This window comes from Microbacterium sp. NPDC087589 (genome assembly GCF_044743635.1).
In the GTDB taxonomy this organism is placed as follows: domain Bacteria; phylum Actinomycetota; class Actinomycetes; order Actinomycetales; family Microbacteriaceae; genus Microbacterium.
On the sequence record NZ_JBIUWV010000001.1, the window covers coordinates 640,325 to 662,917 of the forward strand.

Genomic DNA, 22,593 nt, shown 5'->3' on the forward strand with positions numbered 1-22,593 from the left:
GGTCGAAGCTGGGTGCACGTACAGAGAAGGGTCGAAGATGATCGAGTCGACACACTCATCACCGGAACGCGCCGAAGTCCGCGCCGTCCGTGAGTCCGGACGCACGAGCGTCCTTGTCATCGGAGCCGGGATCAACGGGATCTCCGCTTTCCGTGATCTCGCACTTCAGGGCGTCGATGTCCTGCTCGTAGAGCGAGGAGATTTCGCTTCCGGTGCCTCCGCGGCCTCGAGCCACATGATCCACGGCGGCATCCGCTATCTCGAGAACGGCGAGTTCCGACTCGTCCGTGAATCCGTCGAGGAGCGGAACGGCCTGCTCAAGATTGCGCCGCACTACGTGAAGCCGCTCGAGACCACGATTCCGATCTACTCGACCTTCTCCGGCATCCTCTCCGCTCCCCTGCGCTTCCTCACGCACAAGAGCGGCAAGCCTCAGGAGCGTGGAGCGTTCCTCATCAAGGTCGGGCTCACGATCTACGACACGTTCTCGCGCGACGGGGGGATGGTCCCTCGCCACCGCTTCCTCGGTCGAAAGCGCTCTCTCGCCGAGCTGCCATCGCTCGACCCGAACATCAAGTACACGGCCACCTACTACGACGCCTCCATGCACGACCCGGAGCGGCTGGCGCTCGACGTCCTGCAGGACGGACGCGCGGCTCATCCTGGTGCCATCGCACTGAACTACATCGAGGCGATCGCTCGAGACGGCAAGAAGATCGTCCTCCGCGACCGTGAGAGCGGCACCGAGTTCTCGGTCACCGCAGACGTGGTCGTGAACGCGTCAGGGCCCTGGACGGACCTCACCAACGACGCTCTCGGCAACGACACGCGTTTCATGGGCGGGACCAAGGGGTCTCACATCGTCCTCGATCACCCCGAGCTTCTCGAAGCGACGCGCGGACGCGAGATCTTCTTCGAGCACTCCGACGGACGCATCGTGCTGATCTACCCCCTCAAGGGTCGCGTGCTCGTTGGAACGACGGACATCGACGCGGATCCCCGAGAGGCTGCGGTGTGCACGGAGGAGGAGATCGACTACTTCTTCGATCTGATCCATCACGTGTTCCCGACGATCGACGTGACGCGCGAGCAGATCGTCTTCAACTTCTCGGGCATCCGGCCGCTTCCTCGCCACGAGGACACGGCCCCCGGGTTCGTATCGCGCGACTACCGCATCGAGGTGGACGAGAAGGGCGCTGCGCCCCTCGTGAGCCTCGTCGGCGGCAAGTGGACGACGTTCCGCGCTCTCGGTGAGTCCCTCTCCGATGTCGTGCTGACTCTGATCGGTCGCACTCGCACGGTGTCGACCGTCGGCCGAGCCATCGGCGGAGGCCGAGACTTCCCGCGCACCGAGAAGGCTCGTCGGATCTGGATCCAGGAGAACCTCCCGGGTGCCGGCGACCGCGCAGAGCGCCTCCTCGCCCGCTACGGCACGCGGGCGGCACAGGTCTGGGAGTTCATCGAGCAGGGGGACGACGCTCCCCTCGCCGGCGATGACCTCTCCACCCGAGAGCTCGCCTGGATGGTCGAGAACGAGATGGTCGCGCGCCTGCAGGATGTCGTCATGCGACGCACCAGCATCGCGTTCACCGGTCACGCCGACGCGGATGTGCTCGAAGAGCTTGCCGCAGCCTTGGCTCCTCTGCTCCACTGGGATCGTGCACGTCACGATGCCGAGCTCGATCAGACGCGTACGATGCTGAACGAACGACATGGACTCCAGATCTCGTCCCGCGCACGCGGCTGACGAGAGATCCGAACGCCGCCCTCCACGCGGCGTAACTCCCAACAAGTGCCGGCGTATGGGGCTCTGGCACTCAAGAAAGGTCAATGAAGACATGACTGAAGTGAATCTCGGTCTCTACTTCCTCTCGGAGTTCGTCGGCACTGCAATGCTGATCCTCCTCGGTTGTGGTGTCGTCGCCAACGTCGCTCTCGCCAAGAACAAGGGCTTCGGTGGCGGCTTCCTGATGGTCAACTGGGGATGGGGTCTCGCGGTCTTCGTGGGTGTCCTCGCCTCCGCGTACTCGGGAGCGATCCTGAACCCCGCCGTCGGCATCGGTCTCCTCGTCGGAGGAAAGATCGACTTCTCGCAGTTCGCCGTGGCGACCGGCGCGGAACTCCTCGGTGCGATCGTCGGTGCGGTCCTCACCTGGCTCGCGTACAAGCAGCACTTCGACGAGGAGCCCGACCCCGCCAACAAGCTCGGCGTCTTCTCGACGGGCCCCGCGATCCGCTCCTACGGCTGGAACCTCGTCACAGAGGTCATCGGCACCTTCGTCCTGGTGTTCGCGGTCTTCGCGTTCGCTGACTACGGCGTCGCCGACATCGGCGTCCCGGGAGGCCTCGGACCGCTCAGCGCCCTGCCTGTCGCACTCGTCGTGGTCGCCATCGGTGCCTCCCTCGGTGGCCCCACCGGCTACGCGATCAACCCTGCACGTGACCTCGGACCCCGCATCGCCCACGCCCTCCTCCCCATCAAGGGCAAGGGCTCGAGCGACTGGTCGTACTCGTGGGTCCCGGTCGTCGGTCCGCTGCTCGGTGGTGTCCTCGCCGCCCTCGCCGCGCCCGTTCTGCTCAACCTCGCCTGAACCCGAACCTGACTTCAAAGGAGAACACAATGGCCGACTACATCATCGCCATCGATCAGGGCACCACCTCCAGCCGCGCGATCATCTTCGACAAGAAGGGCAGCATCGTCGCGACCGGTCAGAAGGAGCACGAGCAGATCCTCCCGAAGGCCGGCTGGGTCGAGCATGACCCCGCCGAGATCTGGCGCAACGTGCAGGAGGTCATCGGCCTCGCACTGAGCCGTGCCGACCTGACGCGCCACGACATCGCCGCGGTCGGAATCACCAACCAGCGCGAGACCGCAGTGGTCTGGGACAAGACGACCGGCAAAGCCGTCTACAACGCCATCGTCTGGCAGGACACCCGCACTCAGGAGATCGTCAACCGCCTTGCGGCTGACGGAGGCGTCGAGCGGTTCAAGCCCATCGTGGGCCTCCCCCTCGCCACCTACTTCTCCGGCACGAAGATCGCCTGGATCCTCGAGAACGTCGAGGGTGCGCGCGAGAAGGCCGAGGCAGGCGACCTCGTCTTCGGGACGACGGACAGCTGGGTGCTGTGGAACCTCACCGGTGGCGTCGACGGCGGTGTGCACGTGACCGACGTCACGAACGCCTCGCGCACGATGTTCATGGACCTCGAGACGCTCGAGTGGCGCGACGACATCCTCGAGGCGTTCGGCGTTCCGCGCTCGATGATGCCGGAGATCCGCTCCTCCTCCGAGGTCTATGGTGCGGCAGAGGATTCCTCGCTGCTGCGCGAGACGCCGATCGCCGGCATTCTGGGCGACCAGCAGGCAGCGACCTTCGGCCAGGCCGCGTTCAACACCGGCGAGAGCAAGAACACCTATGGCACGGGCTGCTTCCTCATCTTCAACACGGGCGAGGAGATCGTTCACTCGAAGAACGGACTGCTGACCACCGTCGGCTACAAGCTGGGCGACGGACCGACCCACTACGCCCTCGAGGGCTCGATCGCCGTCACCGGTTCCCTGATCCAGTGGCTCCGGGATCAGCTCGGGATCATCAGCTCCGCTCCCGAGGTCGAAGAGCTCGCAAAGCAGGTCGACGACAACGGCGGCGTGTACATCGTTCCCGCATTCTCGGGCCTGTTCGCGCCGTACTGGCGTCCGGATGCGCGCGGCGCGATCGTCGGCCTCACCCGCTACGCGAACAAGAACCACATCGCTCGCGCAGCGCTCGAGGCAGTGGCGTTCCAGACCCGCGACGTTCTCGACGCGGTCAACGCGGATGCGGGTGTCGACCTCACCGAGCTCAAGGTCGATGGCGGCATGGTCGCGAACGATGCGCTCATGCAGTTCCAGGCCGACGTCCTCGGCGTGCCCGTCGTGCGCCCGGTCGTCGCCGAGACCACCGCACTGGGTGCCGCGTACGCCGCGGGTCTTGCAGTCGGCTTCTGGAACGGTCTCGACGACCTCTCCGCCAACTGGCAGGAAGACCGTCGCTGGGAACCGTCGATGGAAGACGGCGAGCGTGACCGTCAGTTGCGTCTGTGGCGCAAGGCCGTCAGCAAGTCGATGGACTGGGTCGACGAAGACGTGAAGTGACCTCAGGATTCTGAGAAGGCGGGCCCGGAGGATTCCTCCGGGCCCGCTTCGTCGTCGGGCCGACCGGTCATCGAACCGATGACACGGAGGAAGGCCGATGCGACAGCCCTCGACCCCCGCGCGTCCCAGGCGACGTACTCGACGCGCACCGGTCCGCCGACGATCTTCACGGCCACCGTGTCGGACGACGACGCGGCGACGATACCCGGCGCCAACAGCGTGATCGCGAGCCCGGCAGACACGAGACCGAGAATGAGCTCCGCCGAGTCCGCCTCGAACGACACGTCGCGCGGGATGCCGGAGACCGCGAATGCCGCATCACTCTGCGCGCGCCCCGACGTGCCCGCGGGGAAGTCCGCGAACACCTCGCCGGCAAGGTCTTCCAGCGCGAGTTCCGCGCGCCGTGCGAGTCGATGAGTCGAAGGCACGACGGCAACCAGCTCCGCGCGCGAAAGCTCTCGGGAGGTGACGCCGCTGGGTACGACATCCGCGCGCAGGCCGAGCAACGCGACATCTATCTCGCCGCGCCGGACAGCGACGGCCAGAGCGTCGCTGTTGCCCATCGTGAGCTGCACCCGAGCCTCCGGGTGTGCTTCTCGGAATCGGGAGATCGCGTGCGGAACGGAGACCGCGGTGACGGTCGGGATCACACCGAGCCGAAGTGTGCCGACGACCCGACCCGCGGCCGCTGCTGCGGCCTCGCGCGCCCGCTCGGCCGCGGCCAACGCGGTCGTCGCATGGACGAGGAATGCCTCCCCCGCCTCCGTCATCCTGACGCTGCGACTCGAGCGCACGAACAGGCGCTGCCCGAGTTCGCGCTCCAGGGCCGCTATCTGATGACTGAGGGCCGACTGCGTCACGAAACAGCGTTCGGCCGCTCGGGTGAAACTCGACGAGGCAGCGACCTCGACGACGTATCTCAGCTGCTGCAGCTCCATGCTTCTATGATCACTGCTCATGAATACAGTGACAACCATGCGTTGGACTCATTCTTGTAGAGAGAGCAGTCTGAAGACATGAACCGGATCACGATCCTCCTCCTCACGGCGATGGCGCCGATCTCCTGGGGCACGACCTACCTCGTGACCACGGAGCTGCTGCCCGCAGGACACCCCCTCCTCGCTGGCCTGCTGCGCTCCCTGCCCGCGGGCCTCATCGCTCTGGCCGCCGGGCGCACGCTGCCGTCCGGCGTCTGGTGGCTGAAGTCACTGACTCTCGGCATCCTGAACATCGGGGCGTTCTTTCCTCTGCTCTTCCTCGCCGCCGAGAGGCTGCCCGGCGGGGTCGCTGCAGCGGTGGCGGGCGTGCAGCCCGTGATCATCCTCGGCATGGGAGCACTCGTGCTGAGAGATCGCATCCGCCCTGTGACCGCCGCGGCAGCTGTGATCGGCGCCGGCGGCGTGGCCCTCGTGGTCCTCGGACCCGCAGCAGAACTCGACGCGATCGGGATCCTCGCCGCCCTCGGCGGTGTGACCGCGACAGCACTCGGCATGATCCTGACCAAGCGGTGGGGTCGCCCGTCCGGTGTCGGTCCGATCGCCTATGCGGGCTGGCAACTCACCGCCGGCGGGCTCTTCCTCCTGCCGCTCACTCTGGTCTTCGAGGGATTCCCACCCGCACTGGACGGCGGTGCGGCACTCGGCTACCTCTGGCTCGGCACGGTCGGGGGCCTGCTGGCATACACACTCTGGTTCAGCGGCATCCAGCGCCTGCCTGTCATCGCGCCTGGTCTGCTCGCGCTGCTCTCCCCCGTCGTCGCGACGATCCTGGGCGTCGTCGTCGCGGAAGAGCGCTTCACGGTCGTGCAGGCGATCGGACTCGCGCTGGTGCTCGTGGCGCTCGTCGGAGGGCAGACCGCGGCGCTCACGAGACCGCGCCGACTCGCCGAGCGACCGAACCGGTCACTCGTCACAGCAGAGCAGTGAGCGCCCGTCAGCTTTTGCCGAAGAGCTTCTGGATCTCGGCGAGGTCGGCTTCGCTCGGCGCCTTGGCACCACCGAGACCGAAACCCGAGCCGGTCGGGGTGGCGGCGGATGTGAGTCCCGCGTTCTCAGCCGCACGCTTGGCGGGGTTGCCGGAGCGGGATCCGCCCGAGGACTTGCCCTTCTTGCCGCGCTTCGAAGACGCACCCGGCTTGCCCATTCCGGGCATGGAACCCATTCCGGGGATGTTCGGGGTGCCGCCACGCGCGACGGTCTTCATCATCTTCGCGGCCTGATCGAAGCGCTGGACGAGCTGGTTGACATCTGTGACGGTCATTCCCGAACCACGTGCGATGCGCAGACGACGCGAACCGTTGAGCACCTTGGGGTTGCGTCGCTCACCCGGTGTCATGGAGCGGATGATCGCCTCTGTGCGATCGATCTCGCGCTCATCGAAGTCCTCGAGCTGCTGCTTCATCTGCCCCATGCCGGGGAGCATCCCCAGCATCTTCTTCATCGAGCCCATCTTCTTCATCTGCTGAAGCTGGTCGAGGAAGTCTTCGAGGGTGAACTGCTCGGTCGCCAGCTTCTCGGCCATCTTGACGGCCTCTTCCTCATCGAAGGCCTGCTGGGCCTGCTCGATGAGAGTGAGGATGTCGCCGAGATCGAGGATGCGGCTGGCCATGCGATCGGGATGGAAGGGCTCGAGGTCTTCGAGTCGCTCGCCTGTGGACGCGAAGATGATGGGGCGTCCGGTGACGGAGGCGACCGAGAGCGCCGCGCCACCGCGGGCGTCACCGTCGAGCTTCGAGAGGACGACACCAGTGAAGTCGACACCCTCCTGGAACGCACGCGCGGTGTTGACCGCGTCCTGACCGATCATCGCGTCGATGACGAAAAGGACCTCGTCGGGGTCTGTCGCCTTGCGGATGTCCGACGCCTGCTTCATGAGCTCGGCGTCGACGCCGAGACGTCCTGCGGTGTCGATGATGACGACATCGTGCTGGTGGCGGCGGGCATGCTCCACACCGTCGCGCGACACCTTGACGGGGTCACCCACGCCGTTTCCGGGCTCGGGCGCGTAGACCGTCGCGCCAGCCTGCTCGGCCACGACCTGGAGCTGATTGACGGCGTTCGGACGCTGCAGGTCGGCCGCGACGAGAAGGGGCGTGTGCCCCTCGCTCTCGAGCTGCTTCGCGAGCTTGCCGGCGAAGGTGGTCTTACCGGAGCCCTGGAGCCCTGCGAGCATGATGACAGTCGGAGCGGTCTTGGCGAACTGCAGACGACGCTGCTCGCCGCCGAGGATCTGCACGAGCTCCTCGTTGACGATCTGCACGACCTGCTGCGCGGGGTTCAGCGCCTTGCTGACCTCATCCCCCAGGGCTCGCTCGCGCACCTTCGCGGTGAACTCCTTGACGACTGCCAGCGCGACGTCGGCGTCGAGCAGCGCGCGACGGATCTCGCGCACGGTGCCGTCGACGTCGGCCGCGGTGAGCTTTCCCTTCGTGCGGAGGTTGCGGAAGGTCTCGGTGAGCCGATCGGAGAGCGTGCCAAAGGTAGCCATGGTGACACCGAGTTTACGCGAATCCCGAGCTGTTCTCCGCGTCCGCGGCACCACCGAGCGTGAGCGTGATCAGCGAGAGCCCACGGCAGCAGGTCTTGCCGTGGGATCGCTTCTCCCAGCGTCACTCAATCGCGAGCCGAGTCGCCCCACGGCAATCGGCCGATCGCGCGCACCGCGTCGGCGAATCGGTCGCCCACTGAACCCCGTCCGGCACCGCTCTCCGCCCACGCTCGGACGGCGGCGAGCACCGCGGCGGCCCAGGTCGCCGCGACGATATCCGAGGTGAGCGCGGCGACGCCCGAGCGGTGCGCGAGATCGGCCAACGCCGCCGCAAGGCGAGCTTGACGCAGCGCCGCATCCTGCTCGAGCTCGTCGTCAAGACCCATTGCCGATGAGTTCGTCATCGCGAGAGCGAGGCTGTCAGGCGCGAAATCATCGACGAGCTCCGAGAGAATGCGCCTCATGTGTGTGCCGTCGCGATCTTCAGGCACGATGACGAGGTCCTCGATGGCACGACCGATGCGCTCGTCGAGACCCGACCAGAGCACGTCGCTCTTCGACGAGAAGTAGTTGAAGAAGCTCGATCGGCTCACCCCGGCACGCTGCGTGATGTCGGCGACGGACGTCGCATCATATCCGCGTTCGAGGAAGAGCTCGCAGGCAGCCTCGGCGAGGGTCTCGCGTGATGACGCCTTGGGGCGTCCCGCTCGGCTCGTGCTGCTCATGTTCACACGCTACCGCGCGCCGCTCCTGCGCGCCTCGACAGTCTCGGGGGAGTATTCTTAGACGCAATCCATCAATTGATCGAGAGGGACGCTCATGCTCGACATCCTCACCCCCGGACTCGCGCCGAGCTTCGTCCCCTATGCCGTCGGGTGGGAGCTGCAGCGCAGGACCCACGCCGACGTCGTCGACGGCACTCGCCCCGACACACTCATCCTGCTCGAGCACGAGGCGGTGTACACCGCGGGCAAGCGCACCGAGCCGCAGGAACGCCCGACGGACGGCACACCGGTGGTCGACGTCGACCGCGGCGGAAAGATCACCTGGCACGGACCGGGTCAGCTGGTGGGCTACCCGATCGTCCGGCTGCCCGAGCCGATGGACGTCGTCGCGCACGTGCGCCGTCTCGAGCGCATCCTGATCGACGTGCTCCGGCCACTCGGCGTCGACGGATACCAGGTGGAGGGGCGCAGCGGGGTGTGGGTTCGTCGCCCCCTGTCAGAAGACAAGGTCGCGGCGATCGGCGTGCGCGTACAGCAGGGCGTGACCATGCATGGCTTCGCGATCAACTGCGACAACAGCCTCTCTGGATTCGGCGGCATCATCCCGTGCGGGATCACCGATGCAGGTGTCACCACCGTGAGCGAGGTCATCGGGGCCGATGTCTCCCCCATCGACATCGTCGACTCCGTATCCGCCGCCTTCCTCGCCGAATATTCGCCAGCCGAGCACACAGGAGCACTCGCATGACCGCCGCACCCGAAGGACGCAAGCTCCTCCGCCTCGAGGTCCGCAACGCAGAGACTCCCATCGAGCGCAAGCCGGAGTGGATCAAGACGAAGGCGAAGATGGGGCCCGAGTACACGGCGCTCCACTCGCTGGTCAAGAGCGAAGATCTGCACACCGTGTGCCAGGAAGCCGGGTGCCCCAACATCTTCGAGTGCTGGGAAGACCGGGAGGCGACCTTCCTCATCGGCGGATCGCAGTGCACTCGACGGTGCGACTTCTGCCAGATCGACACGGGCAAGCCCGCCGCCTATGACACCGACGAGCCGCGCCGCGTCGCCGAGAGCGTCGTGCGGATGAACCTCCGCTATGCGACCGTCACCAGCGTCGCACGTGACGATCTGCCCGACACCGGAGCGTGGCTGAACGCCGAGACCGTGCGCAAGATCCATGAGCTCAACCCGAACACCGGCGTCGAGCTGCTCGCCAACGAGCACAACGCCGATCCTGCCTTCCTCGGTCAGATCTTCGACGCCCGCCCCGAGGTCTTCGCGCACAACGTCGAGACTGTGCCGCGCATCTTCAAGCGCATCCGCCCGGCTTTCCGCTACGAGCGCTCGCTGGATGTGATCACGCAGGCGCGAGATGCGGGCCTCATCACCAAGTCGAACCTCATCCTGGGCATGGGCGAGGAGCCCGAAGAGGTCGTGCAGGCGCTGAACGATCTGCACGACGCCGGATGCGACATCATCACCATCACGCAGTACCTGCGCCCATCCCCTCGCCACCTGCCCGTGGCCCGCTGGGTCAAGCCGGCGGAGTTCGTCGAGTTCAAGGAGGAGGCGGAGCGGATCGGCTTCCTCGGAGTGCTCGCCGGACCTCTCGTGCGCTCGTCCTACCGCGCGGGTCGGCTGTGGGCGCAGTCCATGGCGTCGAAGGGGCGCGAGATCCCGTCGCACCTGTCACACATCGCCGAGAGCGCGGATCTCGGGTTCGCCCAGGCCGTCTGAGCGATGCCGAGGTGAGCGTCAGTCGGCGCTCATCACCGACTGCACGCTGCCGTCCGAGCCGAGGTTCACGAGCAGGACGTCGTCGGTGGTGGTGGCGTCGAGCGCGTACTCCAGCACGGCGAACGGCTCCGACCCGCCATGCTCGTCCGCGAGGATCGTCATGCTCATGAGCCGCAGCGAGCGGATGATGTCGACCGCGGCGTCACCGCTGACGTCTACGAGGACATCCTCGAGTTCGTCCCCGTAGGCCTCCTGCTGCTGCAGGATGTACTCGGTGACCTCGCTGGTGCGATCGTCGACCTCCGCGAGCATCCCACGCCGGGAGACGTCGTCGACGTTCTCGAGCCCCGCGATGAGCGAAGCGGCGATGTCGAGCGCGTCGGCGGAGACATCGTCCTGGTCTGGGGCCGTCAGATCGACGGTGACACTCTGGTCACCGAGCTCGACGGTCTCAGACCAGAAGATCGAGCCGTCGGGCCCCGAGGACAGGAGTCCGAAGTAGTCATGTTCGATCGCCATAACGCTATGAAACCAGCCTCGTGCTCGCGGCGGTAGTCCCGTGATCAGCCGACGAGCGACTGGACGAAGACATGGGGGGTGAATCCGGTGAGATCATCGATGCCCTCGCCCTGCCCGAGGAGCTTGACGGGGATGCCGGTGCGCTCCTGCACAGCGAGGACGAAGCCGCCCTTCGCCGAGCCGTCGAGCTTGGTCAGGACGAGTCCGGTGACACCTGCGTGCTCGAGGAACGCCTCCGCCTGCATCACGCCGTTCTGACCCGTGGTGGCGTCGAGAACGAGAAGGACCTCGCTGATCGGAGCCTGCTTCTCGATCACCCTGCGGATCTTCGAGAGCTCGTCCATCAGCCCTCCCTTGGTGTGCAGTCGGCCGGCGGTGTCGATGATCGCGATCTCGATGCCCTCGCGCTGGGCGAACTCGACGGTCTGATAGGCGACGGATGCCGGATCCTGACCCTCTTGCTGGGGGCGGACGATCGCCGCTCCCCCACGTTGTGCCCAGGTGGCGAGCTGATCGACGGCTGCCGCACGGAATGTGTCGGCTGCTCCGACGACAACGCTGCGCTGGAAACCGCGGAGGAACTTGGTGAACTTGCCGATCGTCGTGGTCTTGCCGACGCCGTTGACGCCGACGACCAGCACGACCGCCGGTCGCTCGGTGAGCTTCAGGGTCGTGTCGAACTTCGCGAAGTGCTCCTCGAGCGTCTCTCGCAGCATCCGCTGGAGATCCTGCGGATCGGTCGTGCGGTACCGCTCGACCTTCTCGCGAAGCTCCTCGACCACCCGCTCGCTGATGTCCGGACCGAAGTCGGCCGTGATCAGGGCCGTCTCGAGGTCCTCCCAAGTCGTCTCATCGATAGTGGGCTTGACGAACATCCCGCGCAGCGCGCGAGTGAGGGACCACGACTTCTCCGCCATGTCTCCAGCCTACGGGTAGCGCCGTCAGCCGGCCGCCGCGCGATCGCCCACGCGCTGTCCGACGACCGCCGACACGCCGTCCTGACGCATCGAGACCCCGTAGAGCGCGTCGGCGATCTCCATCGTGCGCTTCTGATGCGTGATGATGAGCAGCTGAGAGCTCTCGCGCAGCTGCTCGAACACGGTGAGGAGGCGGCCGAGGTTCGCGTCGTCGAGCGCCGCCTCGACCTCATCGAGGATGTAGAACGGGCTCGGTCGGGCTTTGAAGATCGCGACCAGCAGAGCGACTGCGGCGAGGGAGCGTTCGCCTCCGGAGAGCAGTGACAGCCTCTCGATCTTCTTTCCCACCGGACGCACCGAGACCTCGATGCCCGTCGTGAGCAGGTTCTCCGGGTCAGTGAGCGAGATGCTTCCGGATCCCCCGGGGAACAGCAAGGGGAAGACCTCGCCGAACGCGACCCTCGTGTCTTCGAACGCGCTCGCGAAGATCGTCTGCATCCGCTCGTCGAGGTCGGCGATGATCGTCAGCAGGTCCTGGCGCGTCTGCGTCAGGTCTGCCAACTGCTCGGTGAGGAAGGCATGACGCTGCTCGAGCGCCGCGAACTCCTCGAGCGCTAGCGGATTGACTCGTCCGAGCTGAGCGAGCTTGCGTTCGGCCTCGGCGAGGCGTCGCTGCTGAATCCGCCGATCGAACGGAATGGCCGTGTCGTCGAGCACCTCGTACTCGACGGTCGCGGCACCGGGGTCACGGGGAACGAGCTGATCCGGCCCATATTCCGCAATGAGAATATCTTCGTCGAGGGCGAGCTCGGACCCGACGCGCTCGAGCAGACTGTTGAGGTGCAGCTTCTTCTCGTGGATCTGAAGCTCGAGGCCGTGAACGCTCTCGGTGAGCCCGGCGAGCCTTTCCCGCAGAGATGTCTCCTGCACGCGAAGCGCGGTGAGCTCCTGGTTCTGTGCCGATCGCGTGGCCTCGGCCTCAGCGAGTGCGACGCGCGCCTCGGTGACCGACCGATCGATCGAGTCCAGGATCCGGGGAAGCTCCTGCACCACTCCCGATGCTGCTTCGCGCTGCGTGCGTCGGATGACCGATCGGCGCGCAGCCTCGGCGGCGGCGTCTCGCTCCTGCTCGCGCTGCCGTTCGAGCCCAGCGACGCGTGTCTGGGCAGCACGCACACGCTCGCGCAGCGTCTCGATCTCCAGCCGCGCCCGGACTTCACCCTCGCGGGCCAGCTCGAGCGCTTCGAGCAGACTGTCCCGCGCCGAGGCATCGAGCACGGGCCGGGGGGCGGCGATCGCCGCGTCCAACTCGGCCTTCGCCGCTTCGGCCTTCACCTCCGCGTCGTGCACGGCGCTCTGAGCCTGCGTGAGTCCCGCCTCGAGCCGTTCGCACTCGGCGACCGCCGACTCGTGGGTGACTGTGATGCGGTTCACCTGTTCCGCATGTGTGGCCAACGCGGCATCGTGCTCCCGCAAGGCTCGAAGCGCGTCCTTCGCCTGGCGACGAGAAGTCTCCACGGCCTCGTTCGCGTCTTCGCGAGCCTCACGCAGCGAGTCGACGATGACCTGCACCTCGGCCAGGCGCTCGGTCGCCGCATCACGTTCGGCGGCGAGCTCGAGACGGGAGCGCTCACCTCCGGATCCGGTTCGAAGCGTCTGCGCGGTGACCACGTCGCCGGCCGTCGTGACGATCGTGGTGGTCGTGTCGCCTGCGGCGTCGAGCGCGGCTCTCGCACCATGCGCCGCATCGAGGCTGGCGGCGATGACGACGTGAGACAGGATTCCGAGCACGCCATCCGGAGCCGTGACTGTGTCGACGGCCGGCGTCACCCCTTCGAGAGCGGGCAGCTCGATCGACGGATGCGCGGCGTCCGAGACGACGAAATCCACCACCCCGCGGTGCTGGTCCGATGCGCCGCGTGCCAGCTCGAATGCATCGGAGGTCCTCGCTACGAGGACCCCTTCGGCCAGCGGACCCAGCACGGCAGCGATCGCGGCCTCGAAGCCGTTCCGGACCTGCACCGAGTCGCCCACGAGGCCGCGCACGCCCGCGCCGCCCGCCTTCACTATCTCGGCGGCGCCTCCCGAGATCGCGAGTGCGCTTCCGAGTGCGGCCGCCTTGGCTGTGAGCGCGTCGACCTCGCGCTCTGCCGCGTGCAGGCGCTCGCGGAGAGTCTCCCGCTCGGCCTCGGCAGCTGTGGCGGCACGCTGCGCGCTCTCATACGCGGCGGAGTGCTCGGCCGCCGTGCCCTCCGGCGCCTCCGCGTCATCGATCGCCTCGAGAGCATCAGCCGCATCGCGGCGGCGCGCGTTCGCCGCCTCGAGCGCGTTCTCCTGGCGCAGCACCGCACCGCGCACCGCGGCGAGAGCTGACGCGGCCGCATCGGCCGTTCCTCGCAACGAGCTGAGTCGCATGTCGTACTCCGACACGAGCGCACTCTGCTCGGCGATGTCCACGTCGAGGGTGTCGAGCTCCGCCCGCGCGTGCACCACCTCGCGGCTCGCCACGGTCGCCGCGTCCTGAGCATCGCCGAGCCCGGCGGATATCTCGGTGATCTCGTCCTTCGCCTCGTCGATCGTGCTCTGTGTGACCGTGACGGTCGTCACGGCCGCATCGTCCTCCTCCGACCCGAGCAGCGCGAGTCGCTGATTGGCGAGTGTGTACAACCCGCGCATCCGCTCCTGCACCTGCTCGAGACCGAACGCCACGCCTCTCGCCCGATCCACCGCGACCGAGTTCTGATCCTGCTCGAGGCGCGCGATGCTCCCCCGCACCGCCTCCGCCTGATCCGACAGCACAAGTCGTTCGGTGTGCCGCTCGTGCTCGGTGCGCGTGTGATCGGCCAGCGCCGTGCGCAGCGCCACGACGTCGTCCGCGAAGATGCGCGCCTTGGCATCACGCACGACCGCGGCGATCGTCTGCGCCTCGCGCGCGATCTCGGCCTGCCTGCCCAGAGGTTTGAGCTGGCGGCGGATCTCGCCCGCGAGATCACTGAGACGGGTGAGGTTCGTCTCCATGGCGTCGAGCTTGCGGAGGGTCTTCTCTTTACGACGCCGATGCTTGAGGATGCCGGCGGCCTCTTCGATGAAGCCGCGACGATCCTCCGGCGATGCCTGGAGCACGGTGTCCAGGCGCCCCTGACCCACGATGACGTGCATCTCGCGCCCGAGTCCGGAGTCGCTGAGCAGTTCCTGCAGGTCGAGCAGGCGGCAGTTCTCGCCATTGATGGCGTACTCACTGGCACCGTTGCGGAACAGAGTGCGGCTGATCGTGACCTCGGTGAAATCGATCGGCAGAGCGCCGTCGCTGTTGTCGATCGTGAGCTGAACCTCGGCGCGACCGAGCGGCCCTCTCGTCGAGGTACCGGCGAAGATGACGTCCTCCATCTTGCCGCCGCGCAGAGTCTTCGCTCCCTGTTCGCCCATGACCCAGGCGAGGGCGTCGACGACGTTCGACTTGCCCGACCCGTTGGGTCCGACGATGCAGGTGACGCCCGGTTCGAACACGAAACTGGTCGGCTGCGCGAAGGACTTGAACCCCTTGAGGGTCAGGCTCTTCAGATGCATGCGCGTACCGCACTTCCCGGGTGATTCACGCCCATACGCTACCGGAACGACGGCTCAGAACCGGCATCCCGCGCGGGAGCGGAGTGAACCGGAATCACGCGCGACACGCCGAACCACGCCGGAGGTGCTTGACGGACACGCTCGCGTTTCGCTACCGTAACCTCCGGATCGCCACACGAAAGGAGGTTACCGATGATCACTCAGCTCAACGCTCAGGCCACTGGCCTCGCCGCGCCATTCGCGCCGCGCCTTGCGCACTCGGTAACCGCCGGCGTCCGTCGAAGCGCGCTCTCGTAGAACCGCAGCCCGAGAACTCTGCCCCGAATCACCCACCGGTCTCTGATCGCTTACGGGTCTTCTCGCTCGCGTGTCTCCGCGCCCCGCCCTCTGATCCCTCCCGGATCACGGATCTCCGCCGATCTCGGCGCTCGCCTTCCGGCGTGCCTGACTCTCGGCCCCCGTCGTGCACCGCCGGCCGTCTTCTCGGCGTCTTGCGGTCGCGCTCTCCCACTCTCTGGACACCACCACTCATCTCGAAGGAATCATCGTGAACACCACGCTGTATCGCAGCATCCCCCACCCTCCGGATATCGAGGACCAGCAGGTCCTTCACATCCCCGCGCCCGAAGAACTGCGGCGCCTGGCGCTGGCAGATCGTCTCTCACTCCGGATCGGCCTCTGGCTGCTCCAGCGGGCACAGCGTTCTCGCCCGCCGCGCCGCGTGAGCGCCATCGAGGCGGATGCGCTGCATCTCGATCGGCGGAAGCGCACTGCGGGCGAGACGTACGCTCTGCTCACGTACGACCTGCAGCGTCAGCTGCGCTGACCTGGAGATGACCATGAGCATTCCGCTCACCGCAGATGCGTCGCTGCATCCGCTCGTGCTGCCTGCACGGGCGGATGCAGCCGACGCGGCCGAGTTCCGCGAGCTCGCCCGTGTACGCAACGCCGTCTATCGCGAACTCACCGGGCGTACTGAACAGGACCTCACACCGGAGGCGCTCCTGCCGATCCTGAGCTCCCGCAAGGAGCGCACGACCGCAGTGTGGACGGTGCGCGTCGAAGGAGAGATGGTCGGGCGCACCGTCATCGACATCCCGCACGAGGAAGGCTCGCGTGTGGCCATCGCCGCGATCGAGCTCCATCCTCGGGTCTGGGGTCGGGGAATCGGAACCGCGATCCTGCCTCATGTCGAAGCGTTCGCCCGACTGCACGACCGCACGGTCGTCCAGAACTGGACGGAACAGCCAGCGAGTGAGGGTCCGCGACTCCAAGCCCGGACCGGATTCGGCAGCGTGCCCGACGATCACGTCGCGCGATTCCTCGTCCGCCACGGATTCAGCCTCGAGCAGGTCTACCGGGTGAGTCGACTCGACATGAATACCGAGACGATTCGCCGCGCCGAGGAGCTCCGCGAAGACGCACGCGCGTTGTCTCAGGACTATCGCGTGATCCGGTGGATGCTGCCGACGCCCCGTGAGCACGTCGAGGGCTATGCGTGGCTCAAGTCGCGCATGTCGACCGATGCGCCGTCTGCAGAGCTCGAGTCCGACGAGGAGGTCTGGGATGCAGAACGCCTGATCGCTTCCGAGAAACGAGTGGAGGAGATGGGTCAGATCATCCAGGTCACCGTCGCGCAGCACGTCGGAACCGGCGAGCTGACTGCATTCACCGAGCTCCGCATCGGACCGGATCCGAGCGCGACCACACATCAGCACGACACTCTGGTGCTCACAGAGCATCGCGGCCACCGATTGGGGCAGCTCGTGAAGTGCGACGCCCTCCTGTCGTGGACGGGCGTCGCTCCCGAATCCCGCGACGTGATCACCTACAACGCCGAGGAGAACCGGCCGATGCTCTCGATCAACGAAGAGATGGGCTTCACGGCCATCGCCTATGAAGGCGCCTGGAAGAAGGAACTGACATGACGACCACCACGCTGACGATCACTCCTCTCATCATCCCGGCCGCTCTCGACGCCGCGGAGGGCGCGGACTTCCGCGCCTACGGACAGCTCAACCGGCAGATCTGCGATGAGCTGGTCGGTCTGCCGGACATCGCGCCCGACGCCGCCCAGTTGCTCGCGTCGTGGCAGGATCCCACCGACACTCTGCAGACCGGATTCGTGGCCAGGAACGGCGACGAGATCGTGGGCATAATCACGCTCGCGTATGCCCAGGAGGCGGATGCGAAGGCGGCAGAAGCTGACCTCCTCGTGCCCGAGAAGCACTGGGGAATCGGTGTCGAGGATGCGCTCCTGACGCTCGCCGAGTCGGAGGCTCGCGCTCACGGTCGGGCTCTGGTGCAGATCTGGACGCTGCACCGGCCGATCGAGTCCGCGCGGATGATCTCCCCCAGGACGGGGTGGGGTCGCGTCCCGGCGATCCCGCTGTCGGATGCGCTCGAAGCTCGTGGGTACGGCTTCGAACAGGTCGAACGCAACAGCGAGCTCGATCTGCAGTCGGACCCGGCTCCGCTCAGCAGCGCCCTGGCATCTGCGCAGGTCGCCGCGGGAGACGACTACCGGGTGCTCCAGTGGATGGCGCCGACGCCGCCCGAATTCCGAGACGGCTATGCTGCGATCCTGGCTCGCCTGTCGACCGATGCGCCGAGCGGCGAGATGGACTTCGTCGCCGAGGAGTGGGACGCCGAGCGCGTGGTGCGCCGAGAACGCCGGCTCACCGGAGCCGGCCAGGCCCTGTCGATCGTCGCAGTGCAGCACGTGCCGAGCGGGGACATCGTGGCATACAACGAGCTGCTCGTCGGAGCGGACCGCTCGGGGGGCACGCACCAGCTCGGCACGCTGGTGTCTCGCGAGCATCGCGGGCATCGCCTGGGCACCATCGTCAAGTGCGCGAACCTCCTGCGCTGGCGAGAGCTCATGCCGCTCTCCCCGACCGTGTCCACCTTCAACGCCGAAGAGAACCGCCCGATGCTGAGCATCAACGAGGCTATCGGCTTCGTGGCGGTCTCCTACGCCGGAGCGTGGCAGAAGCGGATCTGACCGAGATCATCCGAACGGTGTACACGGAAGCGTCCGGATCATCCGCCCGGGCGATGCAGCGCTCCCGGCCCTGTCGCGAGGCTGGAAGCATGAACGACTCCGTCCTCGAAGCACGCTCCCTGACCAAGTCCTACGGCACCACTCACGCACTCGCCGGGGTGGATCTCACGATCCACCGCGGCGAGTCGGTGGCGATCATGGGTGCCTCCGGATCAGGCAAGACCACCCTCCTCCATGTGCTCGCAGGTATCGTCACGCCGGACTCCGGCACCGTGACCTTCCAGCCCTCGACCGGGCAGCCTGTCGACGTCGCGGGGCTCGGTGAATCCGCTCGCTCCCGGCTACGCAGGGAGAAGTTCGGGTTCGTCTTCCAGCAGGGGCTTCTCATCCCTGAGCTCACAGCCGTCGAGAACGTGGCGCTCGCATCGATGATCAACGGTGTGAAGAGAGCGGATGCCACGGCCCACGCGGCATCCTGGCTATCCGCGCTCGGGCTCGCCGGCATGGAGGACCGACGCATCGGCGAGCTCTCCGGCGGTCAGGCGCAGCGCGTCGCGATCGCACGGGCCCAGGCCACGGGCGCGGATCTCGTGTTCGCCGACGAGCCGACCGGGGCTCTCGACTCGCACACCTCGCAGGACGTGATGAACGCACTGCTCTGGTCGACGACCGGTCAGGGGCGGACACTCCTCGTCGTCACCCACGACGCCGACGTCGCCGCCAGATGCTCGCGCGTCGTGGCGGTTCGCGACGGACGGATCGTGTCGTCGGCGGTGTCCGCATGAACGCCCGCGTTATGGCCCTCCTTCTGCGACCGGCGAAGGGAGAGAACGCTGTTCTGGTGCTTCCCGTAGTCGCGTTCGGAGTCGTCACCGCGCTCGTGCTGACCGTCGTGGGCGGAGCGCAGTCCTTCTGGACCTGGAGCGACGACTACGCTCCGGTCTATCAGGCACTGGCGGCGATCGCTCTCGTCCTCCTCGTCGTGCCGCTGATGAGCCTCGGCGGGGCGGCTGCGCGTCTCTCGGCCCGCCGCCGCGACGAGCGACTCTCCACCCTGCGCCTTCTCGGTGTGACGCCGATGGGCGTCAGCGTCGCCACCGTGATCGAATCCGTGCTCGTCGCGGCCGCAGGCGCCCTCACCGGGGTCGTCGTCCATATGGCGACCACTCCCCTGGTCGGCCTCATCCCGTTCCGTGGCACGGCGCTCGGCGTCGACGCCGTGAGGCTGTCTCCCCTCAGCATCCTGGTGGTCGCGGGAGGGGTCCTTCTCGTGGCGGCCGGAAGCGCCGTGCTGGGTCTCAGACGCGTGATCGTCTCGCCGCTCGGGGTGCGTCTGCGGACGACAGCCTCGACGGTGCACTGGTTCCGTGCGCTCATCGGCATCTCGGTGCTCGCTCTGGTGTTCGTCCTCGTCAAGATCTTCCCCTCTGTGGCGGGGCTCGCGGTGACGATCACCGTTCTGGCTGCCCTGTTCGCGGTGGCGCTCGCCGTGCTCAATGTGATCGGGCCGTGGATCATCAAGGTCGCCGCATCTCGTCAGCTGCGCAAGGCCGAGCGTGCCGACCGTCTGCTCGCCGCCCGTCTGGTGCTGGACTCGCCCAAGGCCGCATGGCGTCAGGTGAGCGGTATCGCGATGGCGAGCTTCATGGCCGTGTTCGCGGGCACCGGCGTCTCGCTGATGAACGTGATGAACAGCGGCGGCACGACGGATGCGGATGCGGCACTCGCCATGGACATGCGGACCGGTCTCATCATCACGCTGGTCGCCTCATTCCTGATGGTCGCAGCATCCGTGGGCGTGAATCAGGCCGCCTCCGTGCTCGATCAGCGCGAGCTGCACCGGAGCCTGCACCACCTCGGGGTGCCATTCGACACCGTCGACAGCGCGCGTCGCCTCGCGACCATGTCTCCGCTGCTCATCACCGCGATCGGATCGGCCACCTGCGCAGCAGTGCTCGTGTTCCCACTGCTCGGAATCGCCCTGATCACCGCTCCCGAGTCGCTGCTGACGATCGGTGGCGTGGTCGCGGTGGGAATCGGCATCGTGTGGGTGAGCACGCGTGCGACCCGGCCACTGCTCGCGCGATCATTCGAGATCGCCTGAGTCTCAGCGTCGGCGCTGGCAGCGCGGGCAGAAATGGCTCGATCGGTTCATGAAGGCCCGTCGGCGGATCAGCGTGCCGCACCGAGGGCACGGCTGACCGCCTCGACCGTACGCGTTGAGAGAATGCGCGAAGTACCCGGCCTGCCCGTTCACGTTGACGTACTGTGCATCGAAGCTCGTGCCGCCCTCGGCCAGCGCCTTGGCGAGCACCACCCGGATCTCGGCGAGGAGGCGGCCGATCGCGGATGCCGAGAGCGAGCTCGCGAGAGTCTCGGGGTGGATGCGCGCCGCCCACAGCGCCTCATCGGCGTAGATGTTGCCCACGCCGCTGATCACCTGCTGGTCGAGCAGCACTCGCTTGATCGCGCTGCCCCGCCTGCTGAGCACGCGTATGAGGACACCATCGTCGAAGAGAGGGTCGAGGGGGTCGCGCGCGATGTGCACGACCTGGGTGGGAATCATCGTCGGGCCGTCCGGAACGAGACGGTCGACCGCCAGAGACCCGAACGTCCTCTGATCGGAGAACACGATGGCGAGTTCTCCGTGCTGTGGATGCTCGATGTCGATGCGAATGCGCTCGTGGCGTTCCGCGCCGGCATCCGGGGCGCGGAGCAGCATCTGTCCGCTCATCCCGAGGTGCGCGATCAATACGGACTCATCGGCGTCGAGCGGAAGCCAGAGAAACTTGCCTCGTCGCTCGGCGGCGGTGAATGTGCGCCCTTCCAGACGCGAGACGAAGTCGGAGGAACCCGCGGCGTGACGTGTCAGAGCGCGCTCGTCGAATACGCTCACCCCCGTGATGACCGAACCGACCGCGGCCGGAGCGAGACCTGCTCGCACCACCTCGACTTCGGGAAGCTCAGGCACGCTCGTTGAGGAAGCGCCACGCGCTCAGCGCGGCCGCCATCTCCGCGGTCTTCTTGCTGCTGCCCTTGCCGGTCATCGCCACATCGCCGACGCTCACGGTCGCCAGGAAGCGACGATCGTGATCGGGACCGCTGGCCTCCACCGAATACTGCGGTGGCGTGGCGCCGACGCGCGCAGCCAGCTCCTGAAGACTGGTCTTCGGATCCATGGCAGCGCCATAGCGCTCGGGGTCGGCAAGCAGCGGTGCAGTCAGTCGGAGCACGAGTTCGGTGGCCGCTTCAGGACCAGCTGACAGATAGGTCGCGCCGATGACGGCTTCCATCGTGTCGGCGAGGATCGAATCCTTGTCGCGTCCGCCCGTCTGCTCTTCGCCTCGACCGAGCAGCAGGTGACTGCCCAGATCGATGCCTCTCGCGACCTCCGCGAGGGCGACCGTCGAGACGACACTCGCTCGCCGCTTGGCGAGTTCTCCCTCATCGAGCCCTGGGTGGGTCGTGAAGAGCATCACCGTCACCGCTTGGCCGAGAATGGAGTCGCCGAGGAACTCGAGACGTTCGTTGTGAGGGATGCCACCATGCTCGTACGCGTAGGAGCGATGGGTGAGCGCCAACTCCAGAAGCTCCGCGTCGATGTCGACGCGGAGCTTCTCTGGGAGTGGTCTCGTCCCCCCAGGGACCTCAGTCACAGAAGTGAAGTCGCGACTCAGACGTCGGCGACCTTGCGGCCCTTGTACTCGAGGAACAGCTCGGTGCCCTGCGAGTCGGTGACGACCTTCGCCTGGTGGGGGCGGCTGTAGACGGCCTTGCCGTTCTCGATCGTCTTGACGAGAGCGATGGGTGCCGCCTTCCACTGCGCGCGGCGCGAGCGGGTGTTCGAACGGGATACCTTGCGCTTCGGGGGGTTACCAGCCATGACTAGCTCTCTTCTTTCTCGGCGGCACGAGATTCTTCCGCGCCGTCTTGGTCTGTGATGTTCTGGAGCGCGCTCCACCGAGGATCGATGGGAGCTGCCTGCTCCTTGTCGGTGCTCGCTGTCAGCCTCTCGCCCGTCTCCGGGTCGAGCCCGGGGCAATCCGGCTGACACACCGGCTGAAAAGGAAGCGCCAATACGGCCGCATCCCTGACTAGAGTTTCAAGATCCACGTGGTCGTCTTGAACCTCGAAGTCAGTTTCTTCCTCACCAGGATACGCGAAAAGCTCCTGGAACTCGACTTCGACGGGCCGAGTGATGTCGATGAGGCACCGACCGCACACACCCGAGTACTCCGCATCCACGATTCCCGACACCAGAATGCCCTCATGGACCGACTCCAGACGGACATCCAGATCGAGTTCGGACCCGGACTCATACGACACGATCCCCTCTCCCCAGGCATCCTTCAGGGTCACGGAGAACTCGTGTTCGCGCATCTCTCCCGGCTTGCGGACGATGTCGCGGACGGGGAGGACGAAAGGACCACTCATTCGAGAACGCACCCAGCAATGGTACCGGCTATACGCATCGAGAGGCTGGCTCCGGGCTGAGCGCGGCGCTCA

General features: G+C 66.7%; 21 protein-coding genes. 11 read left to right on the forward strand and 10 right to left on the reverse strand.

From position 1 onward, the window contains the following. Positions 1-37 precede the first annotated feature (37 nt). From ACIOU8_RS03250 to glpK, 3 genes are all read left to right on the forward strand, one after another. Entirely contained in the window at positions 38-1,747 is a 1,710-nt protein-coding gene (locus ACIOU8_RS03250) for an FAD-dependent oxidoreductase (protein WP_400785729.1), read from the forward strand. A gap of 91 nt (positions 1,748-1,838) precedes the next feature. Next, positions 1,839-2,591 carry an MIP/aquaporin family protein gene (locus ACIOU8_RS03255; protein WP_400785731.1) on the forward strand — a complete coding sequence of 251 codons (753 nt, stop codon included), beginning with the start codon at positions 1,839-1,841 and terminating at the stop codon, positions 2,589-2,591. Positions 2,592-2,620: 29 nt separating this feature from the next. Beyond that, a complete protein-coding gene (glpK, locus tag ACIOU8_RS03260; RefSeq protein ID WP_400785733.1) occupies positions 2,621-4,135 on the forward strand; it encodes a glycerol kinase GlpK in 1,515 nt (504 codons plus the stop codon). 2 nt (positions 4,136-4,137) lie between these two features. On the opposite strand, the gene ACIOU8_RS03265 is transcribed toward glpK, so the two are convergent. Further along, positions 4,138-5,073, reverse strand: a complete 936-nt coding sequence (locus tag ACIOU8_RS03265) for a LysR family transcriptional regulator (protein WP_400785735.1) — start codon at positions 5,071-5,073, stop codon at positions 4,138-4,140. A gap of 78 nt (positions 5,074-5,151) precedes the next feature. On the opposite strand from ACIOU8_RS03265, the gene ACIOU8_RS03270 reads away from it, so the two are divergent. Further along, positions 5,152-6,060, forward strand: coding sequence for an EamA family transporter (locus ACIOU8_RS03270; protein WP_400785737.1), 909 nt, complete (start codon positions 5,152-5,154; stop codon positions 6,058-6,060). A 7-nt stretch (positions 6,061-6,067) separates the two neighbouring features. Here ACIOU8_RS03270 and ffh read toward each other — a convergent pair whose 3' ends face one another. Both ffh and ACIOU8_RS03280 read right to left on the reverse strand, forming a co-directional pair. After that, the gene (ffh, locus tag ACIOU8_RS03275) at positions 6,068-7,621 is read right to left on the reverse strand and encodes a signal recognition particle protein (RefSeq protein WP_400785739.1); all 1,554 of its coding nucleotides are present in this window, start codon (positions 7,619-7,621) and stop codon (positions 6,068-6,070) included. 125 nt (positions 7,622-7,746) lie between these two features. Beyond that, positions 7,747-8,346 carry a TetR/AcrR family transcriptional regulator gene (locus tag ACIOU8_RS03280; protein ID WP_400785741.1) on the reverse strand — a complete coding sequence of 200 codons (600 nt, stop codon included), beginning with the start codon at positions 8,344-8,346 and terminating at the stop codon, positions 7,747-7,749. Between the two features lie 94 nt (positions 8,347-8,440). Between ACIOU8_RS03280 and lipB the strand changes: the two genes are divergently transcribed. Further along, positions 8,441-9,094, forward strand: coding sequence for a lipoyl(octanoyl) transferase LipB (lipB, locus tag ACIOU8_RS03285; RefSeq protein ID WP_400785743.1), 654 nt, complete (start codon positions 8,441-8,443; stop codon positions 9,092-9,094). Continuing rightward, a complete protein-coding gene (gene lipA, locus ACIOU8_RS03290; protein ID WP_400785745.1) occupies positions 9,091-10,080 on the forward strand; it encodes a lipoyl synthase in 990 nt (329 codons plus the stop codon). Before lipB ends, lipA begins: the two co-directional genes overlap by 4 nt. 18 nt (positions 10,081-10,098) lie before the next feature. Here the strand turns inward: lipA and ACIOU8_RS03295 are convergent, their stop codons facing one another. Genes ACIOU8_RS03295 through smc form a run of 3 tightly spaced genes read right to left on the reverse strand, consistent with a single transcriptional unit; the run spans position 10,099 to position 15,083 of the window. After that, positions 10,099-10,599 carry a DUF2004 domain-containing protein gene (locus tag ACIOU8_RS03295; RefSeq protein ID WP_400785747.1) on the reverse strand — a complete coding sequence of 167 codons (501 nt, stop codon included), beginning with the start codon at positions 10,597-10,599 and terminating at the stop codon, positions 10,099-10,101. A 44-nt stretch (positions 10,600-10,643) separates the two neighbouring features. Continuing rightward, entirely contained in the window at positions 10,644-11,516 is an 873-nt protein-coding gene (gene ftsY, locus ACIOU8_RS03300; RefSeq protein ID WP_400785749.1) for a signal recognition particle-docking protein FtsY, read from the reverse strand. Between the two features lie 24 nt (positions 11,517-11,540). Further along, positions 11,541-15,083 carry a chromosome segregation protein SMC gene (gene smc, locus ACIOU8_RS03305; protein WP_400785751.1) on the reverse strand — a complete coding sequence of 1,181 codons (3,543 nt, stop codon included), beginning with the start codon at positions 15,081-15,083 and terminating at the stop codon, positions 11,541-11,543. A gap of 547 nt (positions 15,084-15,630) precedes the next feature. Here smc and ACIOU8_RS03310 point away from each other — a divergent pair. The 5 genes from ACIOU8_RS03310 to ACIOU8_RS03330 all read left to right on the forward strand — a co-directional run bounded on the left by ACIOU8_RS03310 (position 15,631) and on the right by ACIOU8_RS03330 (position 20,191). Beyond that, positions 15,631-15,909, forward strand: coding sequence for a hypothetical protein (locus ACIOU8_RS03310; RefSeq protein ID WP_400785753.1), 279 nt, complete (start codon positions 15,631-15,633; stop codon positions 15,907-15,909). A 13-nt stretch (positions 15,910-15,922) separates the two neighbouring features. Further along, positions 15,923-17,011, forward strand: a complete 1,089-nt coding sequence (locus ACIOU8_RS03315) for a GNAT family N-acetyltransferase (RefSeq protein WP_400785755.1) — start codon at positions 15,923-15,925, stop codon at positions 17,009-17,011. Then, a complete protein-coding gene (locus ACIOU8_RS03320) occupies positions 17,008-18,087 on the forward strand; it encodes a GNAT family N-acetyltransferase (RefSeq protein ID WP_400785757.1) in 1,080 nt (359 codons plus the stop codon). The genes ACIOU8_RS03315 and ACIOU8_RS03320 overlap by 4 nt, the downstream gene beginning before the upstream one ends. Before the next feature lie 89 nt (positions 18,088-18,176). Continuing rightward, complete coding sequence (locus tag ACIOU8_RS03325) at positions 18,177-18,872, forward strand: ABC transporter ATP-binding protein (protein WP_400785759.1); 696 nt, start codon at positions 18,177-18,179, stop codon at positions 18,870-18,872. A 56-nt stretch (positions 18,873-18,928) separates the two neighbouring features. Next, a complete protein-coding gene (locus ACIOU8_RS03330; RefSeq protein ID WP_400785761.1) occupies positions 18,929-20,191 on the forward strand; it encodes an FtsX-like permease family protein in 1,263 nt (420 codons plus the stop codon). A gap of 3 nt (positions 20,192-20,194) precedes the next feature. Here the strand turns inward: ACIOU8_RS03330 and mutM are convergent, their stop codons facing one another. Genes mutM through ACIOU8_RS03350 form a run of 4 tightly spaced genes read right to left on the reverse strand, consistent with a single transcriptional unit; the run spans position 20,195 to position 22,521 of the window. Continuing rightward, entirely contained in the window at positions 20,195-21,058 is an 864-nt protein-coding gene (gene mutM, locus ACIOU8_RS03335) for a bifunctional DNA-formamidopyrimidine glycosylase/DNA-(apurinic or apyrimidinic site) lyase (protein WP_400785763.1), read from the reverse strand. Beyond that, entirely contained in the window at positions 21,051-21,743 is a 693-nt protein-coding gene (rnc, locus tag ACIOU8_RS03340) for a ribonuclease III (RefSeq protein WP_400785765.1), read from the reverse strand. The genes mutM and rnc overlap by 8 nt, the downstream gene beginning before the upstream one ends. A gap of 17 nt (positions 21,744-21,760) precedes the next feature. Then, positions 21,761-21,970 (reverse strand): 50S ribosomal protein L32, encoded by a 210-nt coding sequence (rpmF, locus tag ACIOU8_RS03345; protein WP_314841597.1) that lies wholly within the window; start codon positions 21,968-21,970, stop codon positions 21,761-21,763. A 2-nt stretch (positions 21,971-21,972) separates the two neighbouring features. Then, positions 21,973-22,521 carry a YceD family protein gene (locus ACIOU8_RS03350; RefSeq protein WP_400785767.1) on the reverse strand — a complete coding sequence of 183 codons (549 nt, stop codon included), beginning with the start codon at positions 22,519-22,521 and terminating at the stop codon, positions 21,973-21,975. Between the last annotated feature and the right edge of the window lie 72 nt (positions 22,522-22,593).